This window comes from Streptomyces triticirhizae, from assembly GCF_003696235.1.
In the GTDB taxonomy this organism is placed as follows: domain Bacteria; phylum Actinomycetota; class Actinomycetes; order Streptomycetales; family Streptomycetaceae; genus Streptomyces; species Streptomyces triticirhizae.
In genome coordinates this window covers 37,164-52,569 of the sequence record NZ_RFFJ01000015.1, presented here as the reverse complement: position 1 = coordinate 52,569, position 15,406 = coordinate 37,164, and the positions used below count along the sequence as shown (strand labels likewise).

Annotated in this window: 13 protein-coding genes and 1 pseudogene; 5 read left to right on the top strand and 9 right to left on the bottom strand. The window is 74.2% G+C overall.

Going from position 1 to position 15,406, the window contains the following annotated elements; genetic code table 11:
• Together EBN88_RS05205 and EBN88_RS05200 are read right to left on the bottom strand one after the other, a co-directional pair.
• A pseudogene (locus tag EBN88_RS05205) lies at positions 1-215 on the bottom strand (exodeoxyribonuclease V); the annotation flags it as partial.
• The gene (locus EBN88_RS05200) at positions 212-1,198 is read right to left on the bottom strand and encodes an aldo/keto reductase (protein WP_122182604.1); all 987 of its coding nucleotides are present in this window, start codon (positions 1,196-1,198) and stop codon (positions 212-214) included. The gene EBN88_RS05200 and the pseudogene EBN88_RS05205, both read right to left, overlap by 4 nt.
• Before the next feature lie 85 nt (positions 1,199-1,283).
• On the opposite strand from EBN88_RS05200, the gene EBN88_RS05195 reads away from it, so the two are divergent.
• The 5 genes from EBN88_RS05195 (at position 1,284) to mshC (ending at position 6,245) form a co-directional block, all read left to right on the top strand.
• Positions 1,284-2,333 carry an LLM class F420-dependent oxidoreductase gene (locus EBN88_RS05195; RefSeq protein WP_122182603.1) on the top strand — a complete coding sequence of 350 codons (1,050 nt, stop codon included), beginning with the start codon at positions 1,284-1,286 and terminating at the stop codon, positions 2,331-2,333.
• A 151-nt stretch (positions 2,334-2,484) separates the two neighbouring features.
• The gene (locus tag EBN88_RS05190; RefSeq protein WP_122182602.1) at positions 2,485-3,177 is read left to right on the top strand and encodes an MSMEG_4193 family putative phosphomutase; all 693 of its coding nucleotides are present in this window, start codon (positions 2,485-2,487) and stop codon (positions 3,175-3,177) included.
• A gap of 111 nt (positions 3,178-3,288) precedes the next feature.
• Complete coding sequence (locus tag EBN88_RS05185; protein ID WP_122182601.1) at positions 3,289-3,882, top strand: DUF3090 domain-containing protein; 594 nt, start codon at positions 3,289-3,291, stop codon at positions 3,880-3,882.
• Positions 3,843-4,688: an SCO1664 family protein gene (locus tag EBN88_RS05180; protein WP_122182600.1), complete on the top strand. Its 846-nt coding sequence runs from the start codon at positions 3,843-3,845 to the stop codon at positions 4,686-4,688. Before EBN88_RS05185 ends, EBN88_RS05180 begins: the two co-directional genes overlap by 40 nt.
• A gap of 327 nt (positions 4,689-5,015) precedes the next feature.
• Complete coding sequence (mshC, locus tag EBN88_RS05175; protein ID WP_122182599.1) at positions 5,016-6,245, top strand: cysteine--1-D-myo-inosityl 2-amino-2-deoxy-alpha-D-glucopyranoside ligase; 1,230 nt, start codon at positions 5,016-5,018, stop codon at positions 6,243-6,245.
• 112 nt (positions 6,246-6,357) lie between these two features.
• On the opposite strand, the gene EBN88_RS05170 is transcribed toward mshC, so the two are convergent.
• From EBN88_RS05170 to EBN88_RS05140, 7 genes are all read right to left on the bottom strand, one after another.
• A complete protein-coding gene (locus EBN88_RS05170; RefSeq protein ID WP_122182598.1) occupies positions 6,358-7,338 on the bottom strand; it encodes a PAC2 family protein in 981 nt (326 codons plus the stop codon).
• Positions 7,339-7,514: 176 nt separating this feature from the next.
• A complete protein-coding gene (locus EBN88_RS05165; RefSeq protein WP_122182597.1) occupies positions 7,515-8,573 on the bottom strand; it encodes an LLM class flavin-dependent oxidoreductase in 1,059 nt (352 codons plus the stop codon).
• A complete protein-coding gene (locus tag EBN88_RS05160) occupies positions 8,570-10,249 on the bottom strand; it encodes an ABC transporter ATP-binding protein (RefSeq protein ID WP_122182596.1) in 1,680 nt (559 codons plus the stop codon). Before EBN88_RS05160 ends, EBN88_RS05165 begins: the two co-directional genes overlap by 4 nt.
• Positions 10,246-11,109 carry an ABC transporter permease gene (locus tag EBN88_RS05155; protein WP_122182595.1) on the bottom strand — a complete coding sequence of 288 codons (864 nt, stop codon included), beginning with the start codon at positions 11,107-11,109 and terminating at the stop codon, positions 10,246-10,248. Before EBN88_RS05155 ends, EBN88_RS05160 begins: the two co-directional genes overlap by 4 nt.
• Complete coding sequence (locus EBN88_RS05150; RefSeq protein ID WP_122182594.1) at positions 11,106-12,056, bottom strand: ABC transporter permease; 951 nt, start codon at positions 12,054-12,056, stop codon at positions 11,106-11,108. Before EBN88_RS05150 ends, EBN88_RS05155 begins: the two co-directional genes overlap by 4 nt.
• A gap of 13 nt (positions 12,057-12,069) precedes the next feature.
• Complete coding sequence (locus tag EBN88_RS05145) at positions 12,070-13,731, bottom strand: ABC transporter substrate-binding protein (RefSeq protein WP_233580472.1); 1,662 nt, start codon at positions 13,729-13,731, stop codon at positions 12,070-12,072.
• A 76-nt stretch (positions 13,732-13,807) separates the two neighbouring features.
• Positions 13,808-15,406 carry a glycerol-3-phosphate dehydrogenase/oxidase gene (locus EBN88_RS05140; protein WP_122182593.1) on the bottom strand — a complete coding sequence of 533 codons (1,599 nt, stop codon included), beginning with the start codon at positions 15,404-15,406 and terminating at the stop codon, positions 13,808-13,810.

Genomic DNA, 15,406 nt, shown 5'->3' with positions numbered 1-15,406 from the left:
GCGGCCAACAGCGCCGGCAGCCCCTCCGGCACGGCCACCGGCCCCGCCTCGGCCGCCGGCGGGCGGGGACCGCCCCGCTGGGCCGGCTTCGGCGGCTTCGGCGGCTCGGGCCGGTTGAAGAACGAGGCGGCGGGGCGCTCACCGCTCTCCACGGCCCGCACGGCGGCCCGCAGCTCCGCCGCCGCGTCGGCGGGGGTGGCGTGCTCGGAGGTCACAGCGAACTCCAGTCCTGGTCGGGGTAGTGGTGCACCGGCGCCGAGACGTCGTCCAGGGCCCGGCGAATCTCATCGGGAAGACTAAGCGCCTCCACTGACAACGCCTCCTCCAACTGCCGCGCCGTCCGCGCCCCCAGCAGCGGCGCCGCCACCCCCGGCCGGTCCCGCACCCAGGCGAGCGCCACCTGGGCCGGCGTCACCGCGAGCCCGTCGGCCGCTATGGCGACCGCGTCCACGATCCGGCCGGCCGCCTCGTCCAGATAGGGCGCGACAAAGCCCGCCAACACCTCGGAGGCACCCCGGGAGTCGGCCGGCCTGGCGCCCTCCCGGTACTTGCCGGTGAGCACCCCGCGCCCCAGCGGCGAGGACGGCAGCAGCCCGACGCCCAGGTCCAGCGCGGCCGGCAGCACCTCCCGTTCCACCCCGCGTTGCAGCAGCGAGTACTCCATCTGCGTGCTGGCCAGCCGGGTCCGGCCCAGCGGCGCCGCCAGCTGCCAGGTCGCCGCCTTGGCCAGCTGCCAGCCGCAGAAGTTGGAGACCCCGGCGTAACGGGCCCGGCCGGTGGCGATGGCCACGTCCACCGCCTGGAGCGTCTCGTCGAGCGGCGTCTCGGGGTCGAAGGCGTGGATCTGCCACAGGTCAACGTGGTCGGTGCGCAGCCGCGCCAGGGAGGCGTCGAGCGCCGCCAGCAGGTGACCGCGCGAGGTGTCGAAGCGGCGGTCCGGGTCGGGCACGCTGCCGGCCTTGGTGGCGATCACCAGGTCCTCGCGCGGCACCGAGCCGCCGACCAGCCGGCCCAGCATCCGTTCCGCCTCGCCGTCGGCGTAGACGTCGGCGGTGTCGACCAGCGTGCCGCCGGCGGCCCAGAACGTCTTCAGCAGCTCGGCCGCGTTCCGTTCGTCGATCTCCCTGCCCCAGGTGAGGGTCCCGAGCCCGAGGCGGGAGACGCGCAGTCCGGTACGGCCGAGGTGCCTGAGATCCATGGGCGTTGAGGGTACTTGCGGGCACGCGCTACAGTCCGGGGGACCGGTGCGTTACCGGTGAGTAGGCGGCGGTGAAGGGGATCTCATGCGGCTCGGAATCAACCTCGGCTACTGGGGCGCCGGGATGGACGCGGACAACCTGGCGGTGGCCCAGGAGGCCGACCGCCTCGGGTACGCGGTCTGCTGGGCCGCCGAGGCGTACGGTTCCGACGCCCCGACCGTGCTCTCCTGGGTCGCGGCCCAGACCGAACGCATCGACGTGGGCTCGGCGATCCTCCAGATCCCGGCCAGGACCCCGGCGATGACGGCGATGACGGCGGCCACCCTGGACAGCCTCTCCGGCGGCCGGTTCCGGCTGGGCCTGGGCGTCTCGGGGCCGCAGGTCTCCGAGGGCTGGTACGGGGTCCGCTTCGACAGGCCGCTGGCCCGCACCCGCGAGTATGTGGAGATCGTCCGCAAGGCGATGTCCCGCGAGCGGCTGACCCACCAGGGCGCGCACTGGACGCTGCCGCTGCCCGAAGGGCCGGGCAAGCCCATCAAGCTGACCGTGCACCCGATCCGCGAGCGCGTTCCCCTCTACATCGCCGCCATCGGCCCGAAGAACCTGGAGCAGACCGGGGAGATCGCCGACGGCGCCCTGCTGATCTTCTTCTCGCCCGAGCACGCCGAGGAGACGACGCTGGCGCCGCTGCGCGCCGGGCGGGAGCGGATCGGTCAGACGATGGACGGTTTCGATGTGGTGCCGACCGTTCCGCTGGCCATCGGTGACGATCTGACCGCGCTGGCCGACCACTTCCGCCCGTACACCGCGCTCTATGTGGGCGGGATGGGCAGCCGCAAGCAGAACTTCTACCACCGGCTGGCCCACCGGATGGGCTTCGGCGAGGCCGCCGACACCATCCAGGAGCGCTATCTCGCCGGCGACAGGGACGGCGCGGCCGCCGCCGTGCCGCGCGAGCTGATCGACGCGACCACGCTGATCGGGCCGGTGGAACGGGTCGCCGACCGGATGCGGGCCTTCGCCGACGCCGGAGTCACCACCCTCTCGCTCGCCCCGGCCGGGTTCACCCGTGAGGAGCGGTTCGCCGGCCTGCGCGCCGGGGTCGCCGCCCTGGAGCGCGCTGGCCTCGCCTGAGGGCGCGGGCCTCGCCTGAGGCGCCGGCGCGCGAGGGGCCGGCGCGCGCCGGTGAACGGGCGGCCACGCGTTCAACAGCCCACCCCGCACGGGGGACAGCGCCCTCGGAGCCCGCGTGGCCACGCCACCCCGCTGCTCTACCCTGGGCGCCATGCCCACGCTACTGCTGCTCCGGCACGGCCGGACCACCGCCAACTCCTCGGGGCTGCTCGCCGGCCGCACCCCCGGCGTCGACCTCGACGACTACGGCCGGGAGCAGGCGCGGGCGCTGCCCGGACGGCTGGCCGGGGTGCCGCTGGCCCTCGTCGTGCACAGCCCCCTGCTCCGCTGCGCGCGCACCGTCGCCCCGCTGCGCGAGGCGCGCCCCGAGCTGCCGGTCCACGCCGACGAGCGGGTCACCGAGTGCGACTACGGCCGGTGGACCAACCGGCCGCTCAAGGAGCTGGCCGAGACCGAGCTGATGCGCACCGTCCGCGTCCAGCCGTCCGCCGTGGTCTTCCCCGAGGGCGAGGCGCTGCGCGACGTCCAGCACCGCGTGGTGGCGGCCGTCCGCGAGTGGGACGCCCGGGTCGCCGAGGAACACGGCGCCGACGCGGTCTGGCTGATGTGCACCCATGGTGACAACATCAAGGCCGTGGTCGCCGACGCGCTGGGGATGCATCTCGACCTGTTCCAACGGCTGTTGCCGCACCCCGCCTCGGTGACCGCGATCCGCTACACCGAGCCCCCGATGCTGCTGCGCTTCGGGGACACCGGAGACCTGGGCGAGTTCGTGCCGCAGACCGAGGCCGCCGCCCGGGACGTCGCCGAGACCACCGAGTCCCCGGTGGGCGGCGGCGCCTAGGGAACGACGAGGGCCCCGCCCGGTGGCCGGCCACGGACGGTCCCGGGGCACGGTGATCGCGAAGCGCAGTAGGGTGCACGTGTCCCAGCAATCGATCCCCCGGAGCAGTACGTGTCCCGTCAGGTCTTCCTCTACGACCCTCCCGAACGCTTTGTCGCCGGGACCGTCGGGTTGCCTGGCCGCCGCACGTTCTTCCTACAGGCGTCGGCGGCCGGCCGTACCACCAGCGTCGCGTTGGAGAAGGCGCAGGTGGAAGCGCTCGCCGAGCGCATCGACGAGCTGCTGGACGAGGTCGTCCGGCGCTCGGGAGGCAACACCTCGGTCCCGGCCGTCGCCCCCTCCGAACTGACCGACACCGCGCCGCTGGCCTCGCCCGTGGACGAGGAGTTCCGGGTCGGCACCATGGCCCTGGCCTGGGACGGCGAGGCCGAGCGCATGATCGTCGAGGCGCAGGCGCTGGTTGAGCTGGAGGCGGACTCCGAGGAGGAGTTCGCCGAGGCCGAGGAGCGGCTGCTGCGCGACGACGAGAACGGCCCGCCCATGTTGCGGGTCCGGCTGAGCGGCACCATGGCGCGCGCCTTCGCCAAACGCGCCCTGGAGGTCGTCAACGCCGGCCGTCCGCCCTGCCCGCTGTGCAGCCTGCCGCTCGACCCGGAGGGACACGTATGTCCGCGCCAGAACGGATACCGTCGCAGCCGGGCGTGAGCACGTGTGAGGTCCTCGCCGAGGGCGAGTTGACGATCCTGGGGCAGGTCACCGACGCCTCCAACGCGGTCCTCTACGCCACCGTCGAGCGGGCCGGCCGCACCCTGCACTGCGTGTACAAGCCGGTGTCGGGCGAACGCCCGCTGTGGGACTTCCCCGACGGCACCCTCGCCGAGCGCGAGGTCGCCGCGTACGAGGTCTGCCGCGCGCTGGGCTGGGACCTGGTGCCGCCGACGGTGCTGCGCGAGGGGCCGCTGGGCGTCGGGATGTGCCAGCTGTGGGTGGGGCCCACGCCGGACGCGGCCGACTTCGGCCGGGGCCCCGAGCGGCTGTTGGCCCTGGTCGAGGGGGAGGAGCCCGGGCCCGGCTGGAAGGCCGTCGGCTTCGCCGAGGTCGCGGAGGGCCGCACGGCGCTGCTGGTGCACGCGGACGACGCGCGGCTGCGCCGGCTGGCGACCCTGGACGCGGTGATCAACAACGCCGACCGCAAGGGCGGCCACCTGCTGCCCCTGGACGACGGCCGGCTGCACGCCATCGACCACGGGGTCAGCTTCCATGTGGAGAACAAGTTGCGGACGCTGCTGTGGGGTTGGGGCGGCGAGCCGTTGCCGACGGACGTCCGCGCTGCCCTGGCCGGGCTGAGCGCGGAACTGGCCGACGGGCGCCCGCTGGCGAAGCGCCTCGCCGAGCTGCTGACCGAGGAGGAGTGCGAGGCCCTCCGCGAACGGGTCGCCGACCTGCTCGCCACCGGCACCCACCCCCTCCCCGGCGGCGAGTGGCCCGCGATCCCCTGGCCCCTGATCTGACCCGCGTCTGCCCCGCCCCTGATCCTTGCCCTCCGGGCGGCGGCCCCTCGGGGCCCTCAGCCCTCCTCGGGCCCTCGGGAGTGTTCGGGGCCGTAGGGCGAGGACACGGGATCTCCTTCTCAGCTGCCTGCGCCGCGCGTGAGGGCGCCGCGCGTGAACGCCGCCGCGCGTGAGGGCGCCGCGCGACACGCCGCGCCCGTACAGTAACGGCCCGACCGGCTCTGACGGCGCCGGCCGGGCCCTCGGCGGAGCGACGACGGCCGGGGGCCCGCCCCCGGAGGGCTCCCGCCGGGACGGGGCTCGGCCCGTGACGTTAGGCTCGTTGGCATGTATGCCTGGCCTGCCTCGAAGGTCCCCGTTCTGCCCGGTCAGGGCCCGGATCTGACGATCCACGACACCTCCGCGCGACGGCCCGTGACGCTGTCGCCCGGGCCCGTCGCGCGGCTCTATGTCTGCGGCATCACCCCCTATGACGCGACGCACATGGGCCACGCGGCCACCTACACCGCGTTCGACCTCGTGCAGCGGATCTGGCTGGACTCGGGGCGGCAGGTCGAGTACGTGCAGAACGTCACCGACGTCGACGACCCGCTGTTGGAGCGGGCCGAGGCCACCGGGGAGCCGTGGACCGAGCTGGCCGAGCGCGAGACCGCGCTGTTCCGGGAGGACATGACCGCGCTGCGGATGCTGCCGCCCGACCACTACGTCGGCGCGGTGGAGGCCATACCCCGGATCGTTCCGCTGATCGAACGGCTCCGGGAGGCCGGCGCCGCCTACGACGTGGACGGCGACACCTACTTCTCCGTCGCCTCCGACGCCCGCTTCGGCTCGGTCGCCGGGCTGGACGCCGCCACGATGCGGGAGCTGTCCGCCGAGCGCGGCGGCGACCCGGACCGCCCCGGCAAGAAGAACCCGTTGGACCCGCTGTTGTGGCGGGCCGCCCGCCCGGGCGAGCCGTCGTGGGACGGCGCCAGCCTCGGTGCCGGCCGGCCCGGCTGGCACGTGGAGTGCGTCGCCATCGCGCTGGACCACCTGGGCATGGGCTTCGACATCCAGGGCGGCGGCTCCGACCTGGCCTTCCCGCACCACGAGATGGGCGCCTCGCACGCCCGCGTCCTCACCGGGACCCACCCGTACGCGCACGCCTATGTGCACGCCGGGATGGTGGGCTACGAGGGCGAGAAGATGTCCAAGTCCAAGGGCAACCTCGTGCTCGTCTCCCAGCTGCGGAGGGACCACTGGGACCCGGCCGCGATCAGGCTGGCTCTGCTGGCGCACCACTACCGCGCCGACTGGGAGTGGACCGACGACGTGCTCGGCGCGGCCGTGGCCCGGCTGGCCCGCTGGCGGCACGCCGTCTCCCGGCCCGACGGCCCGCCCGCCGACGCGCTGGTGGCCGAGGTGCGGGCCGCCCTGGCGAACGACCTGGACGCGCCGGCCGCGCTGCGCGCCGTCGACCGCTGGGCCGAGGCCCAGGACCGCGACGGCGGCGACGACCCGGGCGCCCCGGGCGTGGTCTCCCGCGCCGTGGACGCGCTGCTGGGCGTCGCCCTGTAGGCGCGGCCGAAGGCCCGCCGCAGGCGGGCGAGGAACCAGCGACGCGCGGCAACTTCCCGCTCATACAAGGAAGTTGACGCGCGTCGCACAGGCCGTTCGGCTCCCGGCGCCGCTACTCCTCGGGCTCCTTGCCGCCCCCGTCCTGCGGGCCGGGCTCGCCCTCGGGCGGGCGGGGCCGGCGCGGCCGGTGGCTGCCCGGGTCGCGCAGATAGGAGCCCTGCTCGCCGCCGCCCGGCGGCTGCCCGTCCCGGCGCCGCAGATACCGTTCGAACTCCTTGGCGATGGCCTCGCCCGAGGCCTCCGGCAGTTCGGCCGTGTCCCTGGCCTCCTCAAGGGACTTCACATACTCCGCCACCTCGCTGTCCTCGGCGGCGAGTTGGTCCACGCCGATCTGCCAGGCGCGGGCGTCCTCGGGCAGGTCGCCCAGCGGGATGCCCAGGTTCAGCAGGTCCTCCAGCGCGTGCAGCAACGCCAACGACGCCTTGGGGTTGGGCGGTTGGGCCACATAGTGCGGCACGGCCGCCCAGAGCGTCACCGCCGGGACGCCGGCGTGGCCGCAGGCCTCCTGGAGAATGCCGACGATGCCGGTCGGCCCCTCGTACCGCGACTCCTCCAGGTCCAGGGTCCTGGCCAGGTCCTCGTCCGAGGTGACGCTGGTGACCGGAACGGGACGGGTGTGCGGGGTGTCACCCAGCAGGGCGCCCAGCACCACCACCATCTCCACGCCCAACTCGTGGGCGAAGCCCAGGATCTCGTTGCAGAACGAGCGCCAGCGCATACTCGGTTCGATGCCCCGCACCAGCACCAGGTCCCGCCGTCTGACCGGGCCGTCATCGGAGCCGATCCTCACCACGGAGAGCCTGGTCGTGGGCCAGGTGATGCGCCGCACCCCGCCGTCCAGCCAGATGTGGGGACGGTTGACCTGGAAGTCGTAGTAGTCCTCGGCGTCCAGGGCCGCGAACACCTCGCCCTTCCACTCCCGTTCCAGGTGTGCCACCGCTGCGGAGGCGGCGTCACCAGCATCGTTCCAGCCTTCGAACGCGGCCACCATGACCGGGTCAACCAGCTCGGGAACTCCGTCGAGCTCGATCACCCAGCGCCTCCTCCCGGCCGGGACGGGACGGTGTTGTCCGACCCGGCTGCATCAAGTTTCTGTGCGGCCCCAGCCTACGGCGTGACCGTGCCCAGCCGGCCGTCCTCGTACGCCTGCCCGGGGCAGGCTTGTCGCCGAAGGGCTCGCACGGGGGCCGGAACGGCTCCGTGAACCGTTCACTCCCACAGGGCGGTGGGCGCCTCACGGCGCAGCACCGGGGCGACCTCCTCGGCGAACCGGTGCAGCGTCTCGATCTGTTCGGAGCGCCCGGCGCCGAGCCCGTCCACGGTGAGAGACAGCAGGTCATGGCGGTAGGAGGCGTGGAAGTCCAGGATCTTGTCGATCACCCGCTGGGGGCTGCCGATCAGCGCCGGGCCGCTCTCCACGGCCTCCTCGATGGTGGTGAACGGCGTGTTGTAGCCGGCCCGGCCCACCAGGTGCGGCTTGAACGACTGGCGCACCCGGGCCTCGTAGAGCGCGCCGTAGCGCTCGATCGCGCGCTCCGTGGTGTCCGCGAGACACAGCCCGCCCGAGCCAGCGCCCAGGAACGCCAGGGCCGGGTCGTGGCCGTACGCCGCGTACCGCTCGCGGTAGTGGTCAACCAGCCGAACGTACGCCTCCCTTGGCTGGATCGCGTTGGCCGTGAAGAGCGGGTCGCCATAACGGGCCGCCAGCTCCGTGGAGTTCTCGCTGGTGGCCGAGCCGTGCCAGACGCGGGGCGGCCCGTCGAACGGGCGGGGCACGGTGGTGACCTCGTGCAGCGGTGGCCGGAACTCACCCGCCCAACTGACGTTCTCCTCCCGCCACAGCCGGCGCAGCAGCGCGTACTTCTCGGCCAGCAGGTCCCACTGCCGCTCCTCGGCCAGGCCGTAGAGCGAGAAGTGGCCGGCCTCCGAGCCCTTGCCGATCACCAACTCCAGGCGCCCGTGGGCCAGTTGGTCGAGGGTGGCGTACTCCTCGGCGACCCGCACCGGGTCCAGGACGGAGAGCACGGTTACTCCGGTCAGCAGCCGCACCCGGGAGGTGCGGGCGGCGATCGCGGCGAGCACCACCGCCGGGCTCGACGACAGGAAGTCGCCGGCGTGGCGTTCGCCGACGGCCACCGCGTCGAAGCCGAGCCGCTCGGCGGCGACGGCCACCTCGACCACGTCGGCCAGCCGCTCGGCGGCCGGCGTCACCGCCCCGGTCAACGGGTGCGGGGCCGAGCCGATCAGGGACAGCACGGAGAACCTCATGCGGTCGGCACCTCCTTCGGATCGCGGCCCTGCCGGGGCCGGGCGCGGGTGCCGGGGATGGCGGCGAGCAGCTCGCGGGTGTAGGGGTGCGCGGGCTCGGCGAAGATCCGGCCGACCGGCCCCTCCTCGACCACCTCGCCCCGGCGCATCACCGCGACCCGGTGGGCGATCCGGCGCACCACAGCCAGGTCGTGCGAGATGAACAGGTAGGCGAGCCCCAGCTGCTCCTGGAGCGTGGCCAGCAGGTCCAGGATCTGGGCCTGGGAGGTCACGTCCAGCGCGGAGACCGGCTCGTCGCACACCACCAGGTCGGGCTCCAGCGCCAGCGCCCTGGCGATGGCGACGCGCTGCCGCTGCCCGCCGGACAGCTCGGCCGGCCGCCGGTGCAGGGTGCGGGCGGGCAGGCCGACGCGCTCCAGCAGCTCGGCGGCGCGGGCCTGGCGCACCCGGCGCGGCCCGACGCCGAAGGCCCGCAGCGGCTCCCCGATCACCTCGCCCACCGAGAAGCGGGGGTTCAGCGAGGCGTACGGGTTCTGGTAGACGATCTGCGCCCGGCGCCGCAGCCGGCGCAGCGCCGAGCCGCGCAGCGCGGTGATGTCCCGCCCGTCGAAGACGACCCGGCCCGAGGTGGGGTCGGTCAGCCGCACCAGCATCCGCGCGGTGGTCGACTTCCCCGAGCCCGACTCGCCGACCAGCGCGAGGGTCTCGCCGGCGCGCACCGCCAGGCTGACCCCGGCGACCGCCCGGGTCGGCGGTGCCCCGCTGCCGCGCGGCGCGGGGAAGACCTTCACCAGGTCCTCGGCCCGCACCAGCGGCGGCCGCTCCGGGTCGGCGGCCGGCGCCCTGGCGGCGACCGGGCCGCCGTCCAGGCTGGGCGCCGACCGCAACAGGGCCTTGGTGTACGGGTGTCGCGGGTCGCCCAGCACCCGCTCGGCCGGGCCGACCTCCACGATCCGGCCCTGCGACATCACCGCGATCCGCCGAGCCCGGTCGGCCGCGACGCCCAGGTCGTGGGTGATCAGCAGCACGGCGGTGCCGGTGGAACGGGTCAACGCCTCCAGGTGGTCCAGGATGTGCCGCTGCACGGTCACGTCCAGCGCGCTGGTCGGCTCGTCGGCGATCACCAGGCGCGGGTCGGCGGCCAGCGCGATGGCGATCAGCACCCGCTGCCGCAGGCCGCCGGAGAGCTGGTGGGGGAACTGCCGGGCGCGCACGGCAGGTTCGGGCACGCCGGCGCGCTCCAGCAGGGCCACGGCCCGCTCCCGCGCCTCGGCCCGGTCGGCGAGCCGGTGGATCAGCAGCACCTCGGCGACCTGGCGGCCCACCCGTTGCACCGGGTTGAGGGAGACGGTCGGGTCCTGCGGCACCAGGCCGATCTCCCGGCCGCGCAGCGAACGGAGCCGGCGCTCGTCGGCCCGGGCCAGGTCCGTTCCGTCGAAGTCGATCCGGCCGGCCGCCCGCACCCCGCCCGCCGGCAGCAGCCCCATCACGGCGTGCCCGGTGCTGCTCTTGCCCGAGCCGGACTCGCCGACCAGCGCCACCACCTCGCCCGGCGCGACGTCCAGGCTCACCCCGCGCACCGCCTCCTCGACCCCGCCCCGGGTGTGGTAGCTCACCCGCAGGTCGGCGATCGACAGCAACGGCCGTGCGGGGTCGCGTTCCTGAGGTTCCGTCACAGCGCCTCCCCCGTTCCCCGGTCCAGCGCGCGGGCGATCCGGTTCGCCGCCAGCACGGTCAGCGCGATGGTGAGCCCCGGCAGCGTGGTCAGCCACCAGGAGGTGGCCAGGTAGTCCCGGCCGCCGGCGACCAGCGAGCCCCACTCCGGCTCAGGCGGCACGGCCCCGTAGCCGAGGAAGCTCAGCGAGGAGATGGCCAGCACCACCGTGCCGAACTCGACGGCGGCGAAGACCACGACCGGACCCCACGCCCCGGGCAGCACATGGCGCAGCAGCACGCCGGGCCAGCGGGTGCCGGAGGCGTGCGCGGCCTCCACGTAGTCGCTCTCCCGCACCCGGAGCACCTGCGCGCGCATCACCCGGGCGAAGCCCGCGATGCTCACCGCGCCCACGGCGACGGCCACCCGCGTGGTGCCGAAGCCGAGCGCGGTGATCAACGCCAGCGACAGCAGCAGCCCGGGGATCGCCAGCAGCACGTCGGCGACCCGCATCAGCACGTCGTCGACCACGCCGCCCGCCGCGCCGGCCAGCAGGCCCAGCAGCGAGCCAGGGACCAGGCCGATGGCGATGGCCAGCAGCGCGGCGCGCAGCGTCGGCGCGGTGCCGTGCACCGTGCGGGACAGCAGGTCGCGGCCCAACTGGTCGGTGCCGAAGGGGTGTTCGAGGCTGGGCGGCAGCAGCTTGTCGGCCGGCACCCCGGTCAGCGGGTCCTGGCCCGTCAGCAGCCCCGGCGCCAGCGCGGCCAGTCCCACCAGCACCAGCAGCACCACCGACAGCACCAGGCCCGGGGCGCGCAGCGCGGCCCGCGCCCGGGAGGGCCACGCGGCGGCGGGCGAACGTTCCAGCGTCTCCGAGGTCATCGCGCCACCGCCCCGCCCGTGGTCACCCGGGGGTCGAGCAGCGGGTAGACCAGGTCGACCAGCAGGTTGGCCAGCACGAACGCCACCGCGCCCAGCATCACCAGCCCCTGCACCACCGGGATGTCCTGCACGGTGACCGAGGTCGCCGTGATCCGCCCAACCCCCGTGCGGGAGAAGACCGTCTCCACCACCACCGAGCCGGCCAGCAGGTTGCCCACCAGCACGCCGAAGACCGTGAACGCCGGCAGCGAGGCGTTGCGCGCCGCGTGCCGCAGCGTCACCCGCGCCCGGCTGGCGCCCTTGGCCAGGGCCGTCTCCACATAGGGCTCGCGCAGCGCGTCCCGCAGGCTCTTGGCGAAGACCTGCGCCAGCACCGCCGAGGTCGGCAGCGCCAACGTCAACGCCGGCAGCACCAGGCTCCGCCACCCCTGGTCGCCGATCGCCGGCAGCAACCCCCAGCGGAACGACACGAGTTGGATCAGCAGCAGCCCCACCCAGAAGGTGGGCGCCGAGGCGCCGACCGAGGGCAGCGACAGCAGCAGCTGCCGCAGCCAGGGCCGTCGGGTGTGCGCGCCGGCCAACGCCACCGCCGAGCCGAGCAGCAGCGCCAACGCCCCGCCCGCGCACGTCAGTTGGAGCGTCGCCGGCAGCTGTTCCGCGACCATGGCGGAGACCCGTTCCCCGGTCTGCACCGAGGTGCCCAGGTCGCCGGTGAGCGCCGCGCCCAGCCGGTCGAGGTACTGCTCGGCCAGCGGCGCGTCCAGCCCGTACTCGGCGCGCACCGCGTCCAGTTGCTCCTCGGTGACCTCGGTGACCTCCCCGCCGCCGGCTGCCATGATCTCCACCGGGTCGCCGGGCAGCAGATAGAGCACCGCGAAGGAGAGCGTGTAGGCCGCCCACAGCACCAGCACCGCCTGGAGCAGTCGGCGCGCCACATAGCGTCCCATCCCGGGCCGCCGCTCAGCCGCGCCACGTGTCGTGGAACTGGAGCCGCGAACTGGCCTCGAAGTCCAGGTCGTGGACGTCCCCGTCCAGACCCAGCACCGTGGTCAGCTCGAAGACCGGCACCAGATAGCCCTTCTCCAGAAGCTCCCGCTGGAGCCGCTCCACCAGCGGCCCGCGCACCTCGGGGTCGACGGAGGCGTTCTGCTCGTTCAGCAGCGCCTCCAGGTCGGGGTCGTCCACCCGGGAGAGGTTGGCCAACTCGGCGGAGAACGCGGCCCGCAGGATGTCGGGGTCGGTGCGCGTGGTGTTGGACCAGGCGTAGTCGTAGTCGCCCTCCTCGCGGACGGCGTTGTACTCCGCGATGGTGACCGTCCGCAGCGTGACGTCGATGCCGACCTCCCGCAGCTGCTGCTGGATCAGCTCCAACGAGGGTTGGTTCGGGCCGAAGTTGGCGCCCCACACGATGTCCAGGTGCAACGGCTGCCCGTCCCGCTCCCGGATGCCGTCGGGCCCCTCCTCCCAGCCGGCCTCCTCCAACAGCGCCTCGGCGGCGGCCGGGTCGTGGGCCAGCAGGTCGGACTGGTCGGCGTACAGGTCGGTGGTCGAGGCCAGCGAGCTGGTCGCCGGCCGGTAGGACTCCGACAGCACGGTGTCCACGACCTCCTGCCGGTCGATGGCCAGCGAGACGGCCTGCCGCACCCGGGGGTCGGCCGGGATGGGCCGCTCCAGCTGCGGGAAGAGGGAGAACGGCAGTCCCGGGTTGGCGCGGCGCTCCAGCGTCAGGCCCGACGCCTCCAGGGTGGCCTCGTCCTGTGGGGCCACGCCGCCGATCGCGTCCACCTGCTGCGAGGACAGCCCTCCGGTGCGCACCCCCGACTCGGGGATCACCTCGAACGTCAGCCGATCAAGCCGCGCCGGTCCCTCCGGCTCGTCCCACAGCGAGGAGCCCCAGGCGTAGTCCTCCCTGCGGACCTGCCGCACGAAGCTGTTGAGGCGGTACTCCTCCAGCGTGAACGGGCCCGAGCCCACCACCGTCACGCACCGGTCGGCGGGGTCGTCCTCCAGCGTGGCCGGCGACAGCAGGCCCAGCGCCGGAGTCGAAGTGGCCTGGAGGAACTGGGCGTTGGGCCGCTCGAAGGTGACCTCGGCCGTCAACTCGTCCAGCACCTCGGTGCTCTGGTAGCCCGTCAGATAGCTGAGCGCCAGCGGCGCCCTGGGGCCCAGCTCCTGGATGCCGTCCAGGTTCCGCCGCAGCGCCTCGGCGTCGACGGGCGCCCCGTCGCTGAACGTCACGCCCTCGCGCAGCGTGAACGTGTAGACCGTGGCGTCCTCGTTGACCTCCCAGGACTCCGCCAGCCAGGGCACGATCTCCCCGGTCTCGGGGTCCTGGTCGGTGAGCGAGTCCACCAGCTGCCTGGCCGGATAGATCGTGTCGTTGGTGCCGGCCTGCTGTGGGTCGGCACAGGTCGGCGCGGAGGCCAGGGCGAAGGTCAACTCCCCGCCCGAGACCGGCTCCCCGCCGCCCTGCCCGGAGCCGGAGGACGAGGCGGCCGAGGAACAGCCGGAGACCAGCAGCACGCCACACAGCAGCGCCGCCGGCACGGCCGGCCGGCGACGGGCGGTGGGGAACAACGACGGTGACGACGCCGGTGACGACGGCGAGAGACTGAACCGCACGGGCGACAACTCCTTCAGGTCGCAACGCGGTTCAGTCTCTCGCCGTCGTGTTGACGCGGTATGAAGGGAAGATGGTCTAAACGCCCGTGCCCAGCACCCGCTCGACCTTCTCCCGCACCTCGGGCGTGTCCAGGCCCCTGATGGTCAGCGTGGTGCGCCGACGCAGCACGTCGTCGGTGGTCTCGGCCCACTCGCGGTCCCTGGCGTAGACGAGCTGCGCCATGATCTCCGGGCTGTCCGGATGCACCCGCTCGCCCAGGGCCGGGTCCTGGCGCGCCAGTTCCGCGACGTCCAGCGCCAACGAGCCGTAGTGACCGGCCAGATGGGCCGCCGTCGCCGGGCCGAGCAGCTCGCCCAGCTCGGGGTCGGCCAGCAGCCGGTGGGCCACCGCGTTGGGCGCCGCCACGCCCGGCAGCGGCACCCGCCGCACCAGGTCGGAGACCGGCTCCATCTCCGCGCCCAGCGGGCCGCCCGGCAGCTTGGCCAGCTTGCGCAGCACGGTGCGTCCGATGTGCCGGTAGGTCGTCCACTTGCCGCCCGCCACCGACAGCATCCCGCCGGCGCCCTCGGTGACCACCGTCTCCCGCTTGGCCTTGGCGACCCCGCCCGGGCCGCCGGGCAGCACCCGCAGCCCGGCGAAGGCGTAGGTCATCAGGTCCCGGTCCAGCTGCTCGTCGCGCACCGAGTGCCCGGCCTCGTCGAGGATCTGCGCGATGTCCGCCTCGGTCGGCGCGACCTCGCCCGGGTCGCCCTCGTAGGTCTCGTCGGTGGTGCCCAGCAGCAGCTGGTCCTCCCAGGGCAGGGCGAACGTGATCCGGTACTTGTCCACCGGGGTGGCCAGCGCCACCGGCCAGGGCGCGACCCGCCGCATCACCAGGTGCACGCCCTTGGAGAGCCGCACGCTGGGCTCGGCGCCCGGGTCCTCCATCAGCCGCAGCCGGTCCACCCACGGGCCGGTCGCGTTGAGCATCAGCCGGGCGTTCACCCCGAACTCCGAGCCGTCCAGCCGGTCCCGCAGCTCGGCGCCGGTGACCCGGCCCGCCGTCTTGCGCAGCCCGGTGACCTCGGCGTGGTTGAGCACCGTCGCGCCGGCCTCGGCGGCGGCGCGGACCGTCATCACCGCGACGCGGGCGTCGTTCATCTGGTGGTCGCCGTAGACCGCGACGGCCTTCAGGCCCTCGGTGCGCAGCGCGGGCACGGTGGCCGCCGCCTTCCTCGGCGAGACGACCCGGCCGACGCCGTCGCCGAAGGCGGAGAGCGCCGAGTAGGCGAAGACCCCGGCGCCGAGCTTCGCCGCGCCGTGCGGGCCACCCTCGTAGACCGGGAGATAGAAGGTGAGCGGGTTGACCAGGTGCGGCGCGACGTCCTTCGCCAACACCCGCCGCTCGTGGTGGTTCTCGGCCACCAGGCGCACGGCGCCGGTCTGGAGGTAGCGCAGGCCGCCGTGCACCAGCTTGGAGGACGCGGACGAGGTGGCGCCGGCGAAGTCGCCGGCGTCCACCATCGCCACCCGCAGACCCGACTGGGCGGCGTGCCAGGTGACCGAGGTACCCAGGATGCCGCCCCCGATGACCAGCAGGTCATAGGTAGCCTCGGCGAGCCGCTGTCGGGTCTCGGCGCGCCGTTCGGCGCGGGCTATCGCGGCCGGTTCGGCTGTCGGGTGCGGGGTGTTCAT

Coding starts and splice junctions, on each gene's coding strand:
- EBN88_RS05165 (WP_122182597.1), bottom strand. CDS start 8,573: ATGAGGTTCTCCGTGCTGTCCCTGATCGGCTCGGCCCCGCACCCGTTG.
- EBN88_RS05140 (WP_122182593.1), bottom strand. CDS start 15,406: ATGAACACCCCGCACCCGACAGCCGAACCGGCCGCGATAGCCCGCGCC.
- EBN88_RS05195 (WP_122182603.1), top strand. CDS start 1,284: ATGCGGCTCGGAATCAACCTCGGCTACTGGGGCGCCGGGATGGACGCG.
- EBN88_RS05155 (WP_122182595.1), bottom strand. CDS start 11,109: ATGACCTCGGAGACGCTGGAACGTTCGCCCGCCGCCGCGTGGCCCTCC.
- EBN88_RS05180 (WP_122182600.1), top strand. CDS start 3,843: ATGTCCGCGCCAGAACGGATACCGTCGCAGCCGGGCGTGAGCACGTGT.
- mshC (WP_122182599.1), top strand. CDS start 5,016: ATGTATGCCTGGCCTGCCTCGAAGGTCCCCGTTCTGCCCGGTCAGGGC.
- EBN88_RS05190 (WP_122182602.1), top strand. CDS start 2,485: ATGCCCACGCTACTGCTGCTCCGGCACGGCCGGACCACCGCCAACTCC.
- EBN88_RS05200 (WP_122182604.1), bottom strand. CDS start 1,198: ATGGATCTCAGGCACCTCGGCCGTACCGGACTGCGCGTCTCCCGCCTC.
- EBN88_RS05150 (WP_122182594.1), bottom strand. CDS start 12,056: ATGGGACGCTATGTGGCGCGCCGACTGCTCCAGGCGGTGCTGGTGCTG.